We start from the raw sequence: 21,635 nt of genomic DNA on the forward strand, positions 1-21,635 counted from the left end.
TTCATGGTGCTGATAGTGCCACGCTGTCGAGCCTCGGCGGGAGGTCGCCCGCGGTCCCGTGGACCAGCAGGGTGAGGACAGATCCGGCCGGGACGTCGGGGGTCCACAGCGACTCCGGGTCGCCGCCGCTCACGACGGGTCGGGCCTGGTCGCCGAGCCACACTCGCCCGAGGCTGCGGCCGCCCAGCCACGCCGTCACCCGGACCTGGTGCCCGGCCAGCTGCAGCCGCAGCCCCGTCGGGCTCGTGGGCACGTCGAGATCGAGCCACAGATCCTCGCCCGCATCCAGCTCGACGGGCAGGTCGACGGTAGTCCCCGACCGGCGCGCGGCAGCCTGCTCGTCGAGGCTGTGCTCGGTCAGAGGAGCGACCTCCCACGTCGTCAGCGGCCTGAGCACGAGGATCTCGGCCCGCATCCCCGGCTGCGACGGGTCGTGGGGCCAGGTGATCGCGAGGTGGTGCCGGGCACCTGAGCCGTTCACCGCCGGAGCGTCGGGGAGCACGAGCCACGGGTCGACGGGGTGCACGAGGACGGACGGGAGTCCGTCGACGGCGACGTGGACAGGCCGCGTCTGGCCGTGCAGACGCAGCGCCGGCCGGGTGCCGTGCGGGACGACGACAGACTGCGTGTAGCTCAGCGGAGCGCCGAGCCGTGTGCTCGACCACCCGCCGAGCGTGCGGAGCGGCCGCGGTCCGCGGCCCGGCCAGGAGGAGGCTGAGGGCGCCGAGACGTCACCCGCAAGATCACCCGAGAGGCCCTCGGCGTCAGCTGTCGCGACCTCCCATCCGGCCGTGACGTCGATGACCGACTCGACGGCGTAGGCCTCGCCGACCCCGCGCAGCGATCCGAGCCGCAGCGCCGGGAGCCTGTGGTCGTCGAAGTTGGCGTGCCCCCAGATCTCCACGTCTGCGGTGAGGTCGACCTCGCCGTGGCGGTGGCCCAGGTCGACCAGGTGCGCCGCTCCGAAGCGCGCGACGGAGGGCAGGACCTCGTCGGTGGTGCCAAGGGCAGCGCCGCTCAGGCGCAGGTCGACGATGTCGCTCGCCCCGACGAGGAGCACGGCCTCGGCCGCGCTCGCGTCGACCGTCGTCCTGTACCGGCCGCGACCGCGGTAGACGCCGAGGGACTCGAGCGTCGGTGCACGGTCGCCGTGCGTCGACGGTGCCACGTCGTCGTAGAGATGCGCGGGGGTGGTGCGCGCGGCGGGGAGGGGGACCAGCCCGAGGGCTGTGCCGCCGGTCTCTCCAGGCTCTGCAGCGGAAGGCTCTGCGGCCTCGTGGCGTGACCTCCGAGCGTCGACCGGCGCGGTGTGCCGGGTCGCGTCGGCGACTGTCGACAGCGAGACGACGATGCGCCCCGCCGCTGTGGTCACCAGGGCCGAGGGCCGGGCGCCGTCCAGCGTCAGGCGGACCACGTCACCGGCAGGTCCCCCGTCGACCGTCGCATCGTCACCGCAGCCGGACAGCACCACGGTGGTCGCGCTGTCCGACACCAGTTCCACCTGCAGTCCCGTGACGCCCTCGCGCACGCCCACGAGGTCTGCGCTCGCGAGTGCCAGCGTCTCCGGCCGTCCCCAGCCGGCGAGCGGAAGGTCGACCAGGACGAGGGCGCACTGCATGCCCGCGACCTCGACGTCGACAGGGCCGTCTGCCGCGCGCAGCACCGCGGTGCCGGTCTCGGTCGAGAGGTTGGGCAGTCCGACGAGCCTGCCGCCGCCCGCCAGGTCGAGTGCGGCGAGGTGGTCGCTCGTCGGGAAGCCGACGTGCTCGACCTCGGTCGCGGCACCGGTGGCCGGGGTGCTCGCGGCGAGCCGTGGACCGAGCGTCGCGACGACGCGGGCCAGCAGCTGCGCCTCGAGGAAGCCGTGCCGCTCTGTGCCCTCGGGGGTCACGTACCCCGCGAAGTCGTAGTCGTGAGCCATGAAGCTGCCCGGGTCGCCCCAGTTGCCGACCGAGGGGGTCGCCCCGAAGTTGTAGCCGGAGGCCTGCAGGTACGGCGCGAGCAGCCGTGCCCCGGAGACGAGCAGCCTGCGCAGCGTCGTGTGCAGACGGTTCGTCTCGGTGACCAGCAGCGGCAGTCCGCGGGCAGCGAGCTCGGCCGTGCAGCGGAGCACCTCGGACTCGACGGCGGGGGACGTGTCGTCGGGGTAGAAGTTGCAGGCCGGGGCCACGCCCTGCGCGTCGCCTGTCGCCCCGTACAGGTCGCCCTGCCCGCTGCACGCCACGACGGGCACGCTGATGCCGTGCCCGACGAGAAGGTCGCGCAGCGCGCCCACGTAGCCGGTCCTGTCGTGGCAGTCGAAGAAGTCGAGCTCGTTCTCCGCCTGCACGAGCACGACGGTCCCGCCCGCCCCGGTGCCGGTCGTCTGGGTGCCCAGCGGGTCGCCGAGCTGGCGGGCCGCGAGGATCGGGACCACCTGGTCGAACCACCGCGCGACCTGCTCGAGGAACCTCGGCTCGTGCTGACGCACCTGGAGGTCGGGGTCGAGGGTGAGCCACGCGGGCAGAGCACCGCCGTCCCACTCGGAGCAGATGTACGGCCCCGGTCGGGCGACCACGAGCAGACCGACCTCGGCCGCGAGGTCGAGGAAGGCCGCGACGTCGCGCTCTCCGGTGAAGTCCCACACGCCCGGGGTGATCTCGTGGAAGTTCCACGGCAGGTACACGTCGACGGCGGTGTACCCCGACGCGCGCACCTGCTCGAGCCTCTCGCGCCACTGCGACCGCGGGATGCGGAAGTAGAACAACGACGCGCAGAGCACGACGCGTGGCTCGCCGTCGATCACGAGGAGCCCGTCGGTCAGGGTCACGCCGGGTCTGTGCCGTGGGCCCGTCTGCCCGCCAGGGCTGTGGGGGAGAAGGGCCGTGCCTCCAGGTTCCTGAGAAGGGGTCATCACTTCACACCTGCACTTCCGCCGCTGAGGTTCATCTCGTAGAGGTACTTCTGGCCGAGGTAGTAGACGCAGATCATCGGCACGGTGAGCAGCAGCGAGCCGACCATGACGAAGTTCCACGGTGGTGCCTGCAGCGCCTGCCCGGTGCTCGCGATGTACTGGACGCCGAGGGCGAGCGGCATCTTCGACTCGTCGTTGAGGTAGATCAGCGGGCCCATGAAATCGCCCCACGTGGCGGTGAGCGTGAAGATGCCGATCGCCACGAGGATCGGGAACATCATCGGCAGGATCATGCGGCGGTAGATGCCGAAGAACCCCAGACCGTCCATCATCGCGGCCTCGTCGACCTCCGAGGACATCCGCGAGACGAACTGGCGCACGAGGAAGATGTTGAAGGCGTTCGAGAAGAAGTTCGGCACGATGAGCGGCAAGAAGGTGTTCACCCAGCCGAGCTCTTTGAAGAGGATGAACTGCGGGATCATCGTGATCTGCGCGGGGATCATCATGGTCGCGAGGACCACGAGGAACACCGCGTTCTTGCCGGGCGCTCGCAGCCTGGCGAAGGCGTACCCGACGAGCGAGCTCGAGATCACCTGACCGATCACCGCGAAGAACGCGATGACACATGAGTTCACGACGAAGCGCCCCATCGGCAGGTCTGAGGTGAAGACCCTGACGAAGTTGCCCCACTCGAACTCCCGGGGGATCACCGTGAAGCTGTTGGTGTTGACGGTCTGGTCGCTCGACAGGGCGATCGAGACGACGAACACGAAGGGCACGAAGAGGATCGCGGAGACGATCAGCAGGACGGCGTAGGTCGCGGGGGAGGCCTTGAAGGCCCGCAGCGTGCGGCCGCGGCCCTCGGGCTCGTCGCGCGGCGCCCGCGTGGTCTGCGCCGTGACCGCCGCCGGTGTGGTCGTGATGGCCATCAGCGCATCTCCGTCTCGTAGAAGACCCAGCGTCGCGACGTGCGGAAGGCGACGAGGGTGAACAGCAGGATGATGACGAACAGGACCCACGAGATCGCCGAGGCGTAGCCCATCCGGTAGTAGGAGAAGGCCTCGTTGAAGAGCAGCGGGACGACCATCTGGCTCGCGTTGTTCGGACCGCCCGAGGTGAGGATGTACACCTGCGAGAAGATCTGGAACGCGCCGATCAGCCCCATGATGAGGTTGAAGAAGATGATGGGCGTGACCTGCGGGAAGGTGATCGACCAGAACTGCCGGGCCGATCCCGCCCCGTCGATCTCGGCGGCCTCGTAGAACTCGTTCGGGATGCCCTTCATGGTCGCGAGCAGGAGCACCGTGGCGCCGCCTGCCCCCCAGGCCGAGAGCAGGATGAGCGCCGGCTTGACCCAGTCCGGGTCGAGCAGCCAGGCCGGTCCGTCGATCCCGAACCACCCGAGCAGACCGTTGAGCGGGCCGTCCGGGGCGAGGACCATCTGGAAGATCATGGCCGTCGCGACGAGCGGGACGAGCGTCGGCAGGTAGATGAGGGTGCGGAACAGCTTGCGGGCCCGGACCTGCTTGTTGAGCAGGTGCGCGAGCCACAGGCCCAGGACGAGACCGAGCGGCACGGAGATCGCCGCGTAGTAGAAGGTGTTGCCGAGGGCCTTCCAGAAGATCGGGTCCTCGGTGAAGAGCCGCACGTAGTTGTCGATCCCGACGAAGGTCGGTGGCGTGAAGGTGTCCCAGTCGGTGAGGGAGTAGTAGACCGAGGCGATCATCGGGCCGAGCATGAAGGCGAGGAACCCGACGATCCACGGCGAGATGAACAGGTAGAAGTACCGTGCCTCCCGCTTGCGGCTCGTGGACATCCGTCGCACGGGGGCTGCGGGTGCTGGTGGCTCCGTCGGCTTCGTCGCCGAGGGGCTGAGCGAGGTGGCCATGGGAGGGCCTACTTCGCCGGGATGATCGACTCGAGGCGCTCCTGGATGGTCGCGAGCGCGGGCGCCGCCTCCTGCTTGCCGAGCCAGAAGTCCGCGAGACCGTCGGTGAAGGCCTGCTGCATCTCGTTCCACTGCGGGATGAACGTCGACTTGAAGGCGAAGGACGACGACTCGGGGAAGGCCTGCATGTTGACGGGGTCGGTCATCCAGGACGGCGAGAGGAACGCGTCCGACTGCTGCACCTCGACGTTCGCCGGGACGTCCTGCTTCATCGAGATGACCAGGGGCTGGGCCTTGTCGCTCGTGAGGAAGTCGATGGCCTTGAAGGCGAGCGCAGGGTCCTTGGCGGTCCGGGAGATCGCCAGGCCGGAGCCGAAGGTCGCGACGGCCTGCTCCTTGCCGCGCCACATCGGGGCGATGTCCCACTCGACGGTGTCCTGCTCCGCGAGGGAGCCGACGTTCCAGAATCCCGTGGTGTTCATCGCGACGAGACCGGCGGCGAAGGCGGGGTCACCGCCCATGTCTGTGCCCATGTTGGCGTAGTCGATCGTCGAGGGGACCACCTTGTGCTTGAACACGAGGTCGCCGCAGTACTGCAGCGCCTCGACCACGGCGTCGGAGTCGGCGGTCGGACGGCCTGCCTCGTCGATGATGGCCCCGCCGTTCTGGTGGGCGAAGCTCCACCACAGCGGCCACCAGCCCGCGCCTGCGTAGCCCCAGCGCTCGCCAGGGACCGTGAGCTCCTGGGCTGCCGAGAGCATGTCGTCCCAGGTCCAGTCCGCCGTCGGTGCCGAGATCCCGGCCGACTCGAAGAGGCCCTTGTTGTAGTAGAGGATGGCCGCGCCCGAGCGGTCCGGGATCGCGTAGACCGTGTCCTCGTAGGAGTAGACCGAGCCGACGGGGCCGAAGCGCGAGTCGAGGTCGAGCTTGGCCGTCGCGATGTGCTCGTCGAGGGGCAGCAGCTGGTTCTTGCTCGAGTAGACGTTGACGTTCTCGGCGACCTGCATGATGTCCGGGCCGGAGCCTCCGGCGATCATCGTCTGGACCTTCTGCGCGTAGCTGTCGGAGAGGATCAGCTGGAGCGTCACGCTCATCTCGGGGTACGCCTCGACGAGGGCGTCGATCCGCGCCTGGTAGGCAGCCTTGTCGACCTCCCCGCCCCAGACCGTCATGACGAGCCTGCCGTCACCCCCACCGCCTCCGCTGTCCGAGCCGCAGGCGGTCAGCGTGATGACACCGGCCGCCGCCACGAGCGTGCTCGTCAGGAATCCGCGTCGAGAGAAGTCCTTGTCCATGATGCCCATCGTGGGTCGCCTCCTTGCGATCGTCGCGAGCCGGGCACCGTCGCCCCCGGGCGTCGTCGCCCGTTGCCTCGCAGGGTTAAATTAACCCTTAGAAGAACTGGTGTCCAGGGTGCGGCATGCGCTTTCCGAGGAGGCGGTCCTTGCCGGGACGCACGAAGGCTCCCCGGGCGGCGAGCGCCTGGGGAGCCTTCGGGTCGTGCGGTGCGCTGGTCCGGACGCCTCAGATGGCGCCGAAGCCCACCTTGCGCTGCTCCTCGGAGCCGAGCTCCACGTAGCCGATGGTCGCGGCCGGGACGAGCACCCGGCGCCCCTTGGCGTCGGTGAGCTCCAGGACGGTGCCGTCCTTGAGCGCCGCGCTCACGCGTGCGGCGACGTCGTCCGCGGTCGCGTCGGTCTCGACGACGATCTCGCGCGCCAGGTTCTGAACACCGATCGTGATCTCCACGAAGTCCCACTCTCCTCAGGTCGTGAGCGCCGCCGGTCAGCCGTGCTCGTGATGTCTCCCGACGATCATCGCCCCTCGGAGGGCACTTCGCGTCGCACCATCCCGTGAATTCCGCGCCAAGCGAACTGTGCGATGAGCTCAGGGGTGTCCATCTCCGCCGCGTCCTCGGGGCGACGGGCCGCATCGGCCGCGCGCTCACCCCGCAGGGCGTCGGAGGCGGCGACCCGCGCCATCGCCGTCGCCGTCCGGGCGATGGTCAGCGTCTGGGCCGGTGTGAGGTCGGTGATCGACTCGAGGACCCCGGCGAACAACTCGGCGTTGCGCCGGTTCGGGTCTTCTACGCGCTCGCGGACCAGGTCGTCACGGGTGACGTCGGACTCGAAGAGCAGCGAGGCTGCGACGCCGCAGCCCTCGGCGAAGTCCACGTAGGCGCGGACGACGGCGTGCACCACGTCGTAGCCGTCGACGCTCGCGTCGTCGGCGCCCGACGCCGCCGCGGCGGCGACAGCCTCGCGGACGGGCACCAGGGCGAGGGCCACGGCGTCCACCAGGGCCTGCCCGCGCTCGTCGATGACGGCGAGGTAGAGGTCGAGCTTGGACGGGAAGTGGCGATAGAGGATCGGCTTGGACACCTCGGCCCTGTCGGCGATGTCGTCCATCGAGATGTGGTGGAAGCCCTGGGCCGCGAAGAGGTCCTGCGCGATCGTGAGGATCTGCGCCTGCCGCTCGTTCTTCGGCATGCGGGGCTTGGCCCGTCTGTGAGGATCGGGTGCAGGGTGGTTGACCACAGCCCCAGACTAGGTCCTTCGGCCTATCATCTCTGGCACCATGGGAGCCGTGCCCACCCCCCGACCCCTCCCAGACGCCCGCGACGCCTCGCGCTCGCCGCAGTCGGGAGACTCGTCGGGGCTCACCCGGAGCCAGCTGCGCGCCGAGCGGTCGAGCGGGCAGATCCGCACGTCAACCCGGGTTTCTCGCCGTTCTGGGATGCGCGTGCGACCCGCCGTGGCTGTCGTCCTGGCCGGCGTGCTGGCGGGCACCGGGGCCGGAGCCGTGTGGTCGGCTCTGGACAACCAGCAGCCGGATGCATCGATCTCACCTGCCGGGACGGCCACCGGCGCGCAGCCTCGGGCCGACGACCGGGCCAGCCGGGACGACGAGCGCGACGTCCTCGCCGAGCCGACCCCTGAGGCCGCCGCCGGAGAGGGCTCGGGGGTCAGTGCCACCGCGGTGTCCGGGTCCGGCTCCGACAGCGCAGCGGGCTCCGGCAGCGTGCTCTCCCTCAACCCCCTCGACATCGAGGCGCTCCCCGACATCGCTGCAGCCCGCCCGCAGGCCGGTGACTCCGCAGCCTCCGGGTCGGGCGACGTCGCTGGCCTCGCGGCCGACGATCCCGCCCAGGTGGCCGAGCTCGGGGCGAGCGAGGCTGTCGCGCCCGTGCTGCCCGAGGGTGTCGACGAGGTCGACTTCGCCGCAGGCATCCTCTCGGCAGACGTCCCCGAGTCCGGGACCGGTGTCCTCGACGTGGTCCCCGGCTCGAGCCCGGCCCCGGGTGCTGGAGAGGTCTCCACGGTCCGCATCCAGGTCGAGCAGGGTCTCGACGTGGACGGCACCAAGGTCGCCGACCTCGTGCTGACCACCCTCAACGACCCTCGCAGCTGGGGCGGTGACGGGTCCCGCACCTTCGCCCGCACCGACGCGGCAGACGCCACCTTCACCGTGACCCTCGCCAGCCCGAGCACCGTCGACAGGCTCTGCGCGCCGCTCGACACCGGCGGGCTGTGGTCCTGCGGCGTGACCGACCACGCCGTGCTCAACTACCTCCGCTGGGTCGAAGGCTCACCCAACTACGGCGAGGACATGGCGGCCTACCGCCAGTACCTCATCAACCATGAGGTCGGCCACGTCCTGGGGCACAGGCACGAGCAGTGCGGGGCGACAGACTCCCTCGCGCCCGTGATGGTCCAGCAGAGCGGCACGACCATCCGCTGCGTGCCGAACGGGTGGCCGAGGCCGTAGGCTGCCGCCGCCCGGACGACTGCCGGTGGTCCGGTTCTCCAGGTGTCGGTGGCTCGTGATGGGATGCGGTCTGTGGAACTCAGACCGCCTGTCGCTGCCGGGGCCCTCGACGTGCTCGACGCCGTCGACGGGTCTGCTGAGCGAGTCGCCTCGCGGTCTCGCGCACCGCGGCTCGACGAGTCGCAGGCGCACGCGCTCGGTGCGGTCTTCGAGCAGCCTGTGAGCCTGGTCCTCGGCGCCCCGGGGTCGGGGAAGACGACTCTCGCGCTCGAGGTCGCAGCCGCAGCCGTCGAGCAGCACGGCACCTCGCCCGACAAGATCCTCGTGCTCGGGGCGACCCGTCGCGGCGCGGGGCACCTGCGTGACACCCTCGCCGCGCGACTCGGGCTCACCGTGCGTGGCGCTGTCGTCCGGACGGCCCCGTCGGCGGCCTTCACGATCCTCACCGCTCGCGCGCAGGCTCTCGGAGAGCCCGCTCCGACGTTGGTGACCGGGCCTGAGCAGGACCTCGTCCTCGCTGAGCTCCTCGCCGGGCACGCTGCGGGGGAGGGCGCCGACGTCGGGTGGCCCTCGACCTTCCCTGAGGAGACTCTCGAGCTGCGGGGCTTCCGCGAAGAGCTCCGCGACCTCCTCATGCGCTCGGCCGAGCGTGGCCTCGGGCCCGCCGACCTCGTGACGCTCGGCCACCGGCACGAGCGCCCCGAGTGGGCTGCTGCGGGGCGCCTCTACGACGAATACCTCTCGGTGATGGCGCTGCGTCAGCTGACGCCCGACTCGGGGGAGCGCTACGACCCGGCCGGGATCGTCGACGAGGCCGCGCGCACCCTCGAGACCTGGCAGGACGACGACAGGCCTCGGTGGGACCTCGTCGTGGTCGACGACTACCAAGAGGCCACGGCAGCCACCGCCCGCCTCTGCCACGTCCTCGCCGGCGACGGAGCCCGCCTCGTGCTGCTCGCGGACCCCGATACCTCCGCGCAGGCCTTCCGCGGTGCGACCCCGGCGCTCGTCGGCCGGTCGCCGGCGGGCTCGCCGCCGTCGAGCCGGTCGCTCGACCAGGCCCCTGGGGCCGTCGGTGAGCTTGGCGCCCAGGTGCTGGCCCTCGGGACGGTCTGGCGGCACGGCGCGCGGCTGCGCGAGGCCGTGCGATCTGTCACGCAGGAGATCGGGTCGGTCGGGGCGGTCGAGCACCGGCGGGCTCCCGCGCGGTCCGTGGTTCTCGGGCTGTCCCGCGAGGAGGAGGCCGGGTCCGAGCACGACGTCGAGCTCCGTGAGGACCACGACGGCACTGTCGAGACCGCTGTGCTCCCGAGCCCTGCGCTCGAAGAGGCGCACGTCGCCAAGACCCTGCGCGCCGAGCACCTCGTCGCCGGGACCGCCTGGTCGCAGATGGCCGTGGTGGCCCGCTCCGGGTCCGAGCTCGTGCGCCTGCGCCGTGCCCTCGGCGGGGCCGGTGTGCCCGTCGCGGTCGTCGGGACCGATGTCGCGCTGCGTGACGAGCCCGCGGTCCGGCCGCTGCTGCGCGCCCTACGGGCTGCCGCGACAGGAGAGCTCGAGCCGGAGGTCGCCGTCGAGCTCCTCACGTCTCCGCTCGGTGGGATCGACGCCGTGGGCCTGCGCCGGCTGCGTCGCGCCCTGCGTGCCGAAGAGCTCGAGGGCGGTGGTGGGCGCACCTCCGACGCGCTGCTGGTCGAGGCCCTCGGGGACCCCGCCCGCGTCGTCACCCTGCCCTCCGACGTGGTCCGCGGTCCGCGCCGTGTCGCACAGATGCTCGCCGCAGGGCGCACTGCGCTCGACGCTCCGGGTGCGAACGCGCAGACCGTCCTGTGGGCGCTGTGGGACGCCGCAGGGGTCGCCGAGAGCTGGCGGTCGATCGCCGTCAACGGTGGACCCGGCGCGGCCCGCGCCGACCGTGACCTCGACTCCGTGATGGCCGTGTTCCGCGCCGCGGAGACCTTCGTCGAGCGTGTCCCGCAGGCGACAGCCCTCGCCTTCGTCGACCACGTCGAGTCCCAAGACCTCCCCGCCGACAACCTCGCTGCGCGCGCGGCGGCGTCGGACACCGTCCAGCTGCTCACACCGGCAGGTGCCGCCGGGGGCGAGTGGGAGGTCGTCGTCGTCGCCGGTGTGCAGGACGGCACCTGGCCCGACCTCCGCCTGCGTGACTCGATGCTCGGCTCGCAGGCCCTCGTCGACATCCTCTCCGGGCGGTCCCAGGACGCCTCTGGCACAGGGCGTGACGCGCGGCGGGCTGTCCTCGCCGACGAGCTCCGCGCCTTCGCCGTGGCTGTCTCCCGGCCGACCCGCCGACTCGTCGTCACCGCCGTGCGCGACGTCGACTCCGAGCCGTCGGTCTTCGTCGACCTCGTCTCGCCGGACGCGGACGGCAGCGACAGCGAACCGCCGGACGTCTTCGCCGCCCCGCTCGACCTGCGCGGTGTCGTGGCGACGCTGCGCTCCGAGCTCGCGGCTGCCCTGACCGAGGGGACCGGCGCCGGTGCGGCGCGGGCCCGGTCTGTCGCTGGTCTGCTCGCCAGGCTCACGGTGTCGGGAGTCGCCGAGGCTGACCCGACCAGCTGGTACGGCTCGGCCGAGCTCTCCAGCTCGGCTGCCCTGCGCGCACCCGACGAGACCGTCCCCGTGTCGCCGTCGAAGGTCGAGCAGGTGCACCGCTGCGCACTCCGCTGGGCGCTCGAGAGCGCGGGCGGGACCGCCGGCAGCGCCCTCTCGCAGTCTGTCGGCAACCTCGTCCACGACATCGCCCGCGAGCTCCCCGCCGCAGGGCACGCCGAGCTCGCCTCCGAGCTCGACCGCCGCTGGCACGAGCTCGGCATGCCCGACGGCTGGCCCGCGACCCAGACGCGCCGCCGGGCCGACGCGATGATCCGGCGGCTGGCCGAGTACTACACCGAGATCTCCGGCCCTGTGCTCGTCGAAGAGTCCTTCGAGGTGCAGGTCGGGCGCGCCGTGCTGCGTGGCTCGGTCGACAGGCTCGAGCGCAGCGGCGACGACGGCGTGAGGGTGACCGACCTCAAGACAGGCCGGGGCATCCCGAGCGTCGCCGAGGCGTCGACCAACGCACAGCTCGGTGCGTACCAGCTCGCCGTCGAGTCCGGAGCCTTCCCCGAGCTCGGCCCGGACGTGCACAGCGTCGGCGCCCAGCTCGTGTTCGTGGGGGAGGGGGTGCGAGCCACCCGACGCACCCAAGAAGCCCTCGGAGAGGCCGAGGGCAGCTGGGCGCAGACCCTCGTGACCGAGGCCGCCGAGACCATGGCCGGCGCGAGGTTCAGAGCCGTCGAGAACTCCCTGTGCCCCACCTGCAGCGTGCGCCGCGCCTGCCCCGTCCAGTCCGAAGGGCGGCACGTCGTCGACCTCGGCATACCGGCCGTCCTCCCGGAGGAGCAGAGATGACCGTCCCCGCGGGCGACCGCCCGGACCTGAACGCGGGCGACCGCCTGGACCGCAGCGCGGGCCACCGCTCGAACCTGGACGCGGGCGACCGCCCGGACCAGAGCGCGGGCCACCGCCCGACACTCAGCGCCGCTGACATCGCCGACCTGCTCGGGCAGCACAGGCCGACCGACGAGCAGGCCGCTGTCATCGAGGCGCCCATGGCACCGATGCTCGTCGTCGCCGGGGCAGGCTCGGGCAAGACCGAGACGATGTCGGCCCGTGTCGTGTGGCTCATCGCCAACGGCTTCGTCGAGCCGCAGGAGGTCCTCGGTCTGACCTTCACGCGCAAGGCTGCCGGCGAGCTCTCCGACAGGGTGGGACGCCGGCTGCGCCAGCTCCGACGCAGCCGCGCCGGGTCGGGAGGGTCTGCCCTCGACGCGCTCGACCGCCCCACCATCTCGACCTACAACTCCTACGCCGCCTCGCTCGTCAAGGACCACGGTCTGCGGATCGGCCGCGAGCCCGGAGCCCGTCTGCTCTCCGAGGCGTCGAGCTGGCAGGTCGCGAGCGACGTCGTCGAGAGCTGGCACGGCGACCTCGGGACCGACGCCGCGGTGTCGACCGTCGTCTCGGCCGTCCTCGACCTGTCGAACGCACTGAGCGAGCACCTGCTCACCGTCACCGAGGCCCGGGACCAGATCGAGACGCTCGTCGACCAGATCGTCACGACGCCCTTCGGCGGCAAGCGCCGCTCGCTGCACGCCGACCTCGGCAAGCTCGCGCGTTCCCTCGGTGAGAGGCACGCGCTCCTCGAGGTCGTCGACGCCTTCCAGCGGCGCAAGCGCACGATGGACGCCGTGGACTTCGGCGACCAGGTGTCCCTCGCCGCGCAGCTCGCCCTCGAGGTCGACGCCGTCGCCGCTGGGGAGCGCGCCCGCTACTCCGTGGTGCTGCTCGACGAGTACCAGGACACCTCGTACGCTCAGATCCGCCTGCTGAGCGCACTCTTCGGTGACGGTCACCCCGTCACCGCTGTCGGCGACCCCAACCAGTCGATCTACGGCTGGCGCGGCGCCAGCGCCTCGGGTCCCGCCAGGTTCCCCGGGCAGTTCCGCGACGCCGACGGCCGTCCCGCAGTGGTGCACAGGCTGAGCACGTCGTGGCGCAACGACCTCGCGATCCTCGACGTCGCCAACACCACGTCGCGTCCGCTCTACCTCGCAGACCCGGACAACTCCCTGCCCTCCCTCGACCCTCGTCCGACAGCGGGCCTGGGCTCGGTCCACGGCGTGTACGCCGCGACGATCGAAGAAGAGGCGTCGGCGATCGCCGAGTTCGTCGCCAAGCGCTGGGCACCCGGCCAGACGACAGCCGCTGTCCTGTGCAGGGCGCGCAGCCAGTTCCCGGCGATCGAGGCAGCGCTGCGCGGGCGTGGTCTGCCCGTCGAGGTCGTCGGCCTCGGCGGGCTGCTCACCACCCCCGAGGTGGTCGACCTCGTCGCTCTGCTCGAGGTGGTCCACGACCCGTCGCGCGGAGACTCGCTCATGCGACTGCTCACAGGCCCCAGGCTCAACCTCGGCGCGTCCGACCTGCACGCCCTCGCGAGCCGCTCGGCCGAGCTCGGACGACGGACCCGGGCGGACAGGCCTGTCGAGGGAGACATCTCCGACGACAGGTCGATCGTCGACGCCCTCGACGACCTGCCCCCCGAAGGCTGGACCGGGCCCGACGGGAGGTCCTTCACCACAGCGGGATGGACCCGTCTGCGCTCGCTCGCCGCGATGCTGCGTGAGCTCCGGGCCCTCACCTATCTCTCCCTGCCCGAGCTGGTGGACCGAGCCGAGCGTGCCCTCGGGCTCGACATCGAGATGGCCCTGGTCGCCGCGCGCAGCCGGGACGACGCACGAGCCGGCAGACCGACCGCCGACCCACGGGGGCGTGCCCACCTTGACGCCTTCCGTGACGTCGCGGCGACCTTCTCCGACACCTCCCAGCTCGCGACGCTCGGTGCCTTCCTCGCCTGGCTCGCGACTGCCGAGAAGCGCGAGCGCGGACTCGACCGTCCGGCAGGGACCCCCGACCCCGAGGCCGTCCAGCTGATCACCGTGCACGCGTCCAAGGGCCTCGAGTGGGACGTCGTGGCGGTCCCCGGGCTCGTCGACGGTGCCTTCCCGTCGACCCGAGCGAGCACGGACAAGGGCCCGACCTCCTCAGGATGGCTGACTGGCCTCGGGGAGCTCCCTTTCCCGCTGCGCGGAGACGCCCAGGACCTGCCTGAGCTGTCCCTCGGCGGCGCTGAGGACTCGGCCGAGCTCAACGCGCGTCTGGTCGACTTCAGAGCGCGCTGCGGCGAGCACGAGGTCGCCGAAGAGCGCCGGCTCGCCTACGTCGCCTTCACCCGTGCGCGCAGCGACCTGCTCCTCACCGGTGCGTGGTGGCGCAGCGCGAGCAAGCCGGCGACCCCGTCGATCTTCCTCGCAGAGCTCCACGAGGCCGGGGTGCTCGCCGAGTTCACGGTCGCCGAGCAGCCCGAGCCGTCTGCGACGAACCCCCGTGAAGAGCTGACCAACGAAGCGGTCTGGCCCCCGCTCGAGGCCGACGAGGCACGTCACGGCGACCTGGCCCAGAGCCCGCTCGCCGGGAAGGGAGCGCCGTCTGGCGGTGCCGGACCCCAGACGGACCCGCTCGAGGTGCTCCGGAACGCCCGCGACCACGTGCTCGACGCCCTCGTCGACGTCACGCACGAGCCTGCCCCCGCGAGCGTCGAGCCCGTGATCGGCCGCGACGGCACCGACCTCACCGAGCTGAGCGAGATCCTGCTCGCCGAACGGATGACCCGGCGCAGCGCCGCGACAGCCATGGATTTCCCCGCGCACGTCTCCGCGTCGGGACTCGTCGAGATCGCCAAGGACCGCGGGGCCTACGCTCTCGCCCTGCGCCGCCCCGTCCCGCGGCAGCCCTCGGTGCACTCCCGCCGAGGGACGGCCTTCCACCTGTGGGTCGAGCGTCGCTACGGCGCCACCTCGCTCTTCGACCTCGACGACATGCCGGGGGCCGACGACGACCTCGTCGACGAGGACACCGCCCTGTCCGACCTCCAACGGACCTTCGAGGCGTCCGAGTGGGCCGAGCTGACCCCGCTCGCCGTCGAGGTGGGCATCGACACCATGATCGCGGGGGTCATCACCCGCACGCGGATCGACGCCGTGTTCGTCGATCCCGCGAGGCCTGGCGCGGACGGCCGAGCGCCGGGTGTGGTCGTCGTCGACTGGAAGACCGGTCGTGTGCCGCGCGACCTCGAGGCTGCCCGTGCCCGTGAGGTCCAGCTCGCCGTCTACAGGCTCGCCTGGTCGCAGTGGTCAGGCACCCCGCTCGAGGACGTCTCGGCGGCGTTCTACTACGTCGCCGACGACACGACGGTCCGCCCAGGACGCCTCGCCGGGCTCGCCGAGCTCGAGGCCCTCGTCCGAGGGGACGGTCAGCGCTCGGACGTCGAGCCGTCGGGATCCCCGCGCGGGTGATCGGGCTCCACGGTCGCGACAGCCTCGGTCGGCGGGGGCGGCACGGCGCCAGGGCCTGAGGTCTTCATCCCGTCAGCGCGCGGTGTCTGATCAGAGCTCGGTGTCTCATCGGTGCGCCGTGTCTGATCAGAGCTCGGAGTCTCACCAGCACGCGGTGTCCCGCTGGTGCGCGGTCCGGACGGAGCAGCGACAGCGTCGGATCCGACGACCCGCACGGGGGCTGTGAACGCAGCTGTCGCGACGTCCTGGTGCGGGCGCGGCTCGACCTTGCCGTAGTCGGGCAGCCGGATCTCGTCGTCTCCGATGGTGTCGTCCCCGCCCGCGTCCGCCTGCGAGGCGGAGCCCGACGAGGGTGCAGCAGCTGTCGACGGAGAGGCACCTGACGACGACCGCGATCCGGCCGACGGTGCGTCATCTGCTCCAGCGCTCGCTCCAGACCCGGTCCCGGCCGAAGATCCCCCAGCGGCGTCCCGCGCCACAGGCGTCGACCCTGTCGAGCGCGAGGCCCGGGCACGGTCGATCGCCTCGTCCTGCGCCTGGGCGTGGACCGACGACGCCCGAGACGTGGCTCCGGAGGCCGGGCTGCCAGCACCCGCAGAGCTCTGACCGCTCGCGACCGAGAAGGCCCCGACCTCGGTCGAGGCGCGCTCGAGGTCGGCGAGCATGCCGACGGCGTCTTCGACGATCTCGTCGTCCTTGGTCCGCACCCCGTGCAGCAACCAGCGGGCGAGGGCGAGCTCTGAGGCGAGCAGCGCCCTGTCGACGAGGTGGGCGTCGGTCAGCTCGGTCCGGCGCAGCTGGTAGGCCTCGAGGATCGAGTCGACAGCGTCGTGGGGCGCTGTGACGAGCAGCCACGCGAGGTCGTCGGCAGGGTCGCCGACCTGGACCTCGGCGAAGTCGCTGATGGCGCTCACCTGCCCCGACCGCACGAGGAAGGTCTCGGCCGAGAGCGCTGTGTGCGTGATCGTGGGGCTGAACCGCCACATGGCCACGTCTTCGAGCGCGCGCTCCCAGCGGCGCAGCAGGCCGACAGGCACCCGCCCGGTCGACGCTGCGGCGTCGACCTCGGAGAGCCGACGCTCGCGGTACTCCTGCGCGGAGTACACGGGCAGCCCGGCCCGCTCGACGATGGACACCGGGAGCTCGTGCAGCGCGCCGACCGACCTTCCTAGGCTCGCGCTCAGACCAGGTCCGGGGACGATCCGCTCGACCCGCAGCGGGTGTCCCGGCAGGTCGGGGTAGACGACAGCCCGTCCGCCCTCGGGGAGCGGGGCGAACCCGGCAGCGCGCGGGACCTCGAAGGGCAGTCGACCGTCGTCGACGTAGCCCTCGAGGGCGGCGAGGAAGGCGACCTCGGCCTCGAGCGCGGCGCCGGCCGCGAGAGTCGCGGGCGCGCGGACGACCCAGCGGCGCAGCTCGGAGTCGATCGCGGTCGCGGCGTCGAAGCCGTCGGGCGCAGAGCACGGCTGGACGGCGTGCACGTCGAGTCCGGGCACGGCCAGGGTGGAGAGGGCTGCGAGAGCGAGCGGTGAACGTGGCACCTCCCCACGGTAGACGCAAAGGGTGTCCCACGGCCCGGAGGCACCCCGCACCGGCGGGGTGCGGGTGGGTCGAGCGCGCGGCCCGGCCCGGGCCGCCCGGGCTGCTGGATCGTCGTACGGTGGAGGCATGGGACATGTCGACTGGGACCAGCTACCGCTCTCACGAGCCACCACAGCACGCCGCGCCGAGCGCCGCACCGAGCCCGAGATCGTCAGGACGGTGCTCGCCGAGCCGGGGACTCTCGTGCTGCTCGTGCACCGCAAGCGTCTCGCCGTCGTCCCTGGTGACGGTCCCGAGCGCCTGCTCGCGCTCGTCCCAGCGGCTGAGGTCCTCGATGTCGCCGACGCTGCGGCGCACTCACCCGAGACGCGTCCCACCTGGCTCTACCTCGGAGCAGACGACGACCGCGCCTACGTCGCGTGCATCCTCCCCGATGCCGCTGGCGCGGACGAGCTCGGCCTCGAAGGTGTCGCCCCGGTGAGCGCGGCCGACGCTGTCGTCGCCCGTCACAGCTGGGGGTCGCTCCGTGAGCTCGGTGCCCAGCTCACCACCCGCGACGTCGGGCTCGCGACCGAGGCCGTGGCCCTCGCAGCCTGGCACGCCGCCCACCCGCGCTGCCCTCGCTGCGGCGAGCCGACCGAGCCTGTCGACGGCGGCTGGGTGCGGCGCTGCAGCAACGACGGGTCCGACCACTACCCGCGCACCGACCCTGCGGTGATCATGGCGGTGCTCGACGAGGACGACAGGATGCTGCTCGGTCACGCCGCCCAGTGGCCCGCGAACCGGTTCTCGACCCTCGCCGGCTACGTCGAGCCCGGTGAGCCCCTCGAGGCGGCCGTCCGCCGCGAGGTGCTCGAAGAGGTCGGGATCGTCGTCGGAGGCGTCGAGTACCGGGGCAGCCAGCCCTGGCCCTTCCCTGCCTCGCTCATGCTCGGCTTCGTCGCCCACGCCCAGACGCGCGACATCCAGGTGGACGGTGTCGAGGTGACCGAGGCCCGCTGGTTCACGCGGACGGAGATGCTCCGGGCCGTCGAGTCAGGAGAGCTCGGCCTCCCGAGCCGGGCCTCGATCGCCCGCGCCCTCATCGAGGACTGGTACGGCGGCGAGCTGCCGGGAGCCTGAGCGGCACGCTCGGTCTCGTCTGACGAGGAGGGGCGGCGGGCAGGCCACGGTCTGCACACGACAAGAGACCGTCGGGCTGCGGCCCAGACGGTCTCTCGTGTGCTGCGTGCGCCTTGCGGCTCGGTGAGCCGCCGCGCCGTGCGTCGCTGCGTCAGGCCGCGAGGCGCGCCTTGACGTCGGCGAGCGACGGGTTGGTCGCCGACGACCCGTCCGGGAACACCAGCGTCGGGACGGTTTGGTTGCCGCCGTTGACCTGCTCGACGTACTCGGCGGTCCCGGGGACCTCTTCGATGTTGACCTCGGTGTAGCCGATCCCGGCCGAGTCCATCTGCGTCTTCAGGCGGCGGCAGTAGCCGCACCAGGACGTCGTGTACATCACGACCTCGCCGGCAGGGGGGAGCGTGGGGGAGGTGGCGGTGGTCTCGCTCATGGCGGGAGACTCTCCTCTCGAGAGATGTGCGGCATGCTGCCCGGCGGGCGGCGCCTCGTCGTGGACAACCCTGAGGTCGACCACCAGTATTCCCGTCTTTCGTCCCGACGTGTCGGTGCGGGCTGGGAAGATGGAGTCCTCATGCCTGCACCGACGTCTTCCTCCCAGCCTTCCCTGCCGTCACAGCCGACCGGTGCGCTCGTCTCGAGCGTCCCGCGGACTCCCGAGGCGATCCTCGAGGCCCTCGACCCGGACCAGCGAGCCGTCGCCGAGGCGCTCACAGGTCCGGTCTGCGTCCTCGCGGGCGCGGGGACCGGCAAGACGCGCGCCATCACGCACCGGATCGCCTACGGCGTCCGGACAGGCATGTACAAGCCGACGACGGTCCTCGCCGTGACCTTCACAGCGCGCGCCGCGGGCGAGATGCGGACCCGGCTGCGCGACCTCGGCGTGAGCGGGGTCCAGGCCCGGACCTTCCACGCCGCCGCGCTGCGCCAGCTGAGCTTCTTCTGGCCGCAGGTCGTCGGCGGCCCACCGCCCCGCATCCTCGAGCACAAGGCCCCCGCGGTCGGCGAGGCCGCCCGCAGGCTCAGCCTCAGCGTCGACCGCGTCGCCGTGCGCGACCTCTCCTCCGAGGTGGAGTGGGCCAAGGTCTCGCTCGTCACGGCGGAAGACTACGAGCGCGCCTGCGTCGCAAAGGGGCGACCTGCTCCCGCCGGCTTCGACCACCGCACAGTCGCCCGCCTCATCACCGCCTACGAAGAGGTCAAGACGGAGCGGTCGGTCATCGACTTCGAAGACGTCCTGCTCATGCTGGGGGACATGCTCGCCTCGAACCACACCATCGCCGAGACGGTCCGCAGCCAGTACAGGCACTTCGTGGTCGACGAGTACCAGGACGTCTCCCCGCTCCAGCAGTTCGTCCTCGACCAGTGGCTCGGCGGGCGTGAAGAGCTCTGCGTCGTCGGTGACCCGAGCCAGACCATCTACTCCTTCACGGGTGCGACGCCCCACCACCTGCTGAGCTTCAAGAAGACCCACCCCGACGCCCAGGTCGTCCGGCTGGTCCGCGACTACAGGTCCACGCCCCAGGTCGTCGGCCTCGCGAACAAGCTGCTCGCCACCAAGGGCGTGCGCCGCTCGGGCAGCCACCCGGCGCTCGAGCTCGTCGCGCAGCGCCCCTCGGGCCCGCCTGTCGCGTACACGACCTACGACGACGACGAGGCCGAGGCCAAGGGCATCGCGACCAAGGTGGGACGGCTCATCGCCGCCGGGACCGCTCCCTCGGAGATCGCCGTCCTGTACCGCACCAACGCCCAGTCCGAAGGCTTCGAGGCCGCGCTCGCCGACGCTGGGATCGCCTACCTGGTCAGGGGAGGGGAGAGGTTCTTCGTCCGCCGCGAGGTGCGCGACGCGATCGTCCTGCTCCGAGGTGCCGCGCGCTCCGCCGAGCCTGACATCCCGATGCCGACGACGGTCCGGGACGTCCTCACCTCGGCGGGCTGGTCGGCCGTGCCGCCCGCGACCCGCGGCGCCGCCCGTGAGCGGTGGGAGTCCATGCAGGCCCTCGTGGGGCTCGCGGACGACCTCTGGGACAAGCGTCGAGCCTCGCTGCCCGACCTCATCCAGGACCTCGAAGAGCGCGCATCGGCTCAGCACGCACCGACTGTCGAGGGTGTCACCCTCGCCTCGCTGCACGCGGCCAAGGGACTCGAGTGGGACGCGGTGTTCCTCGCTGGGATGAGCGAGGGGCTCATGCCCATCTCGCTCGCGGAGACCGACGAGGCCGTCGCCGAAGAGCGGCGCCTGCTCTACGTCGGCATCACCCGTGCCAGGGAGCACCTCGACCTCTCCTTCGCCCGGGCTCGCAACCCCGGAGGACGCGCCGGACGGCGTCGCACACGGTTCCTCGACGGGCTGTGGCCGAGCGACAACCCGGCAGCCGGGATCCGGCGCGCGCCCCGAGACGTCGGCGGCCGGACGGCGGTCGTCGTCACGGGGGAGTACGACGCCGAGCTCTACGAGGCGCTCAAGGACTGGCGGACCGCCCGCGCCGAGGCGATCGACAGGCCGAAGTTCGTCGTGTTCTCGGACTCGATCCTGCGCGCCATGGCCGAGCTCGCACCGACCTCGAACGCTGACCTGGTGCGGATCGACGGGGTCGGCCCGGGCAAGGTCGAGACCTACGGGGCAGAGGTCCTCGGGGTGGTCCGAGCACATGTCGAAAAGAAACTCGGTAATTAACTTGCAGGTCGAGAACCGCCAGCCCTAAGGTTCAAGAGTCCGAAGAAGGAGCGGCGACGACCGAGAGGTCTGAGCCCGAGACGAGAGGAGGTGGGTGCTAGATGGAGATCAACATCATGACCGCAACGGTCATCGGAAGCCGCGACGCTGCGAGCTACCCAGCGAAGGTCGGCTCAGCCGCGACCGCTGTCTCCACTCGTCGTCGGTTCGCCGGCATCGACCGCACCCACGTCTCCGCACCCAGGGCACACACCGTCTGACGACTGTTCAGACGAGCCGTCCAGGCCGCGGAGTCCTCAGGGATCCGCGGCCTTCTTCGTACCACCAGCCTGTCTCCGCGTCTGCGGGGGTCGGCTCGTCGTACTCAGGCTCCGCGCATCCCTCACAGCCAGACCATGTGAGAAAACGGGATACAAGGAGGACACCGTGCGGCCTACAACGCTGCTCGACACGATGTCACAGGGCGGCTCCGGGGCTTGGGCTCGACCCAGCACCACCCAGGAGCCGACGCACGACCAGGCGAGGGTCCGCAGGGACGCTCGACCTGCAGCAACACTCACCCAGCTCGAGGGCCAGGAGTTCGACGAGCTCGTCGCGGGCCTCGTGCCCTGCCGCAACAACGACCCCGAGCTCTGGTTCGCCGAGCAGTCGGCCCAGGTCGAGCAGGCCAAGGCCCTCTGCAAGGAGTGCCCGCTCGCGGCAGCCTGCCTCACCGGTGCGGTCGACCGCGCCGAGCCGTGGGGCGTGTGGGGTGGAGAGGTCTTCGTCGACGGCGTCGTCGTCGCGAAGAAGAGAGGGCGGGGACGCCCCCGCAAGACCGAGGTGGCATGACAT

15 protein-coding genes are annotated in these 21,635 nt (G+C 71.6%); 7 read left to right on the top strand and 8 right to left on the bottom strand.

The features are described 5' to 3' along the window. Nucleotide 1: 1 nt before the first annotated feature. The 6 genes from HZZ10_RS02135 to HZZ10_RS02160 form a co-directional block, all read right to left on the bottom strand. The gene (locus tag HZZ10_RS02135) at nt 2-2,809 is read right to left on the bottom strand and encodes a beta-galactosidase (RefSeq protein WP_218928340.1); all 2,808 of its coding nucleotides are present in this window, start codon (nt 2,807-2,809) and stop codon (nt 2-4) included. A gap of 83 nt (nt 2,810-2,892) precedes the next feature. Continuing rightward, the gene (locus HZZ10_RS02140; RefSeq protein ID WP_082543773.1) at nt 2,893-3,822 is read right to left on the bottom strand and encodes a carbohydrate ABC transporter permease; all 930 of its coding nucleotides are present in this window, start codon (nt 3,820-3,822) and stop codon (nt 2,893-2,895) included. Then, entirely contained in the window at nt 3,822-4,781 is a 960-nt protein-coding gene (locus HZZ10_RS02145; RefSeq protein ID WP_082543774.1) for a carbohydrate ABC transporter permease, read from the bottom strand. The genes HZZ10_RS02140 and HZZ10_RS02145 overlap by 1 nt, the downstream gene beginning before the upstream one ends. A gap of 8 nt (nt 4,782-4,789) precedes the next feature. After that, complete coding sequence (locus HZZ10_RS02150; protein ID WP_179912229.1) at nt 4,790-6,085, bottom strand: ABC transporter substrate-binding protein; 1,296 nt, start codon at nt 6,083-6,085, stop codon at nt 4,790-4,792. Between the two features lie 220 nt (nt 6,086-6,305). Beyond that, complete coding sequence (locus HZZ10_RS02155) at nt 6,306-6,530, bottom strand: DUF3107 domain-containing protein (protein WP_056129045.1); 225 nt, start codon at nt 6,528-6,530, stop codon at nt 6,306-6,308. Between the two features lie 65 nt (nt 6,531-6,595). Continuing rightward, a complete protein-coding gene (locus HZZ10_RS02160; RefSeq protein ID WP_056129050.1) occupies nt 6,596-7,270 on the bottom strand; it encodes a TetR/AcrR family transcriptional regulator in 675 nt (224 codons plus the stop codon). Nucleotides 7,271-7,367: 97 nt separating this feature from the next. Between HZZ10_RS02160 and HZZ10_RS02165 the strand changes: the two genes are divergently transcribed. From HZZ10_RS02165 to HZZ10_RS02175, 3 genes are all read left to right on the top strand, one after another. Continuing rightward, the gene (locus HZZ10_RS02165) at nt 7,368-8,549 is read left to right on the top strand and encodes a DUF3152 domain-containing protein (RefSeq protein WP_179912230.1); all 1,182 of its coding nucleotides are present in this window, start codon (nt 7,368-7,370) and stop codon (nt 8,547-8,549) included. A 63-nt stretch (nt 8,550-8,612) separates the two neighbouring features. Beyond that, entirely contained in the window at nt 8,613-11,960 is a 3,348-nt protein-coding gene (locus HZZ10_RS02170) for an ATP-dependent helicase (RefSeq protein WP_179912231.1), read from the top strand. Then, nucleotides 11,957-15,463 (top strand): ATP-dependent helicase, encoded by a 3,507-nt coding sequence (locus HZZ10_RS02175; RefSeq protein WP_179912232.1) that lies wholly within the window; start codon nt 11,957-11,959, stop codon nt 15,461-15,463. Before HZZ10_RS02170 ends, HZZ10_RS02175 begins: the two co-directional genes overlap by 4 nt. Here HZZ10_RS02175 and HZZ10_RS02180 read toward each other — a convergent pair. Further along, nucleotides 15,421-17,004 (bottom strand): phosphotransferase, encoded by a 1,584-nt coding sequence (locus tag HZZ10_RS02180; RefSeq protein WP_179912233.1) that lies wholly within the window; start codon nt 17,002-17,004, stop codon nt 15,421-15,423. The genes HZZ10_RS02175 and HZZ10_RS02180 overlap by 43 nt on opposite strands. A gap of 127 nt (nt 17,005-17,131) precedes the next feature. On the opposite strand from HZZ10_RS02180, the gene nudC reads away from it, so the two are divergent. Further along, complete coding sequence (gene nudC, locus HZZ10_RS02185; RefSeq protein WP_179912234.1) at nt 17,132-18,127, top strand: NAD(+) diphosphatase; 996 nt, start codon at nt 17,132-17,134, stop codon at nt 18,125-18,127. A 151-nt stretch (nt 18,128-18,278) separates the two neighbouring features. Here nudC and HZZ10_RS02190 read toward each other — a convergent pair whose 3' ends face one another. Continuing rightward, nucleotides 18,279-18,557: a mycoredoxin gene (locus HZZ10_RS02190; protein WP_056129062.1), complete on the bottom strand. Its 279-nt coding sequence runs from the start codon at nt 18,555-18,557 to the stop codon at nt 18,279-18,281. 141 nt (nt 18,558-18,698) lie between these two features. On the opposite strand from HZZ10_RS02190, the gene HZZ10_RS02195 reads away from it, so the two are divergent. The 3 genes from HZZ10_RS02195 to HZZ10_RS19120 all read left to right on the top strand — a co-directional run bounded on the left by HZZ10_RS02195 (nt 18,699) and on the right by HZZ10_RS19120 (nt 21,632). Next, nucleotides 18,699-20,801, top strand: a complete 2,103-nt coding sequence (locus HZZ10_RS02195; RefSeq protein WP_228086859.1) for an ATP-dependent DNA helicase UvrD2 — start codon at nt 18,699-18,701, stop codon at nt 20,799-20,801. A 101-nt stretch (nt 20,802-20,902) separates the two neighbouring features. Continuing rightward, nucleotides 20,903-21,061, top strand: a complete 159-nt coding sequence (locus tag HZZ10_RS02200; RefSeq protein ID WP_156382660.1) for a hypothetical protein — start codon at nt 20,903-20,905, stop codon at nt 21,059-21,061. 166 nt (nt 21,062-21,227) lie between these two features. After that, complete coding sequence (locus tag HZZ10_RS19120) at nt 21,228-21,632, top strand: WhiB family transcriptional regulator (protein ID WP_308507463.1); 405 nt, start codon at nt 21,228-21,230, stop codon at nt 21,630-21,632. Nucleotides 21,633-21,635: the final 3 nt, after the last annotated feature.

The sequence above is a fragment of the Sanguibacter inulinus genome (assembly GCF_013415325.1).
In the GTDB taxonomy this organism is placed as follows: domain Bacteria; phylum Actinomycetota; class Actinomycetes; order Actinomycetales; family Cellulomonadaceae; genus Sanguibacter; species Sanguibacter inulinus.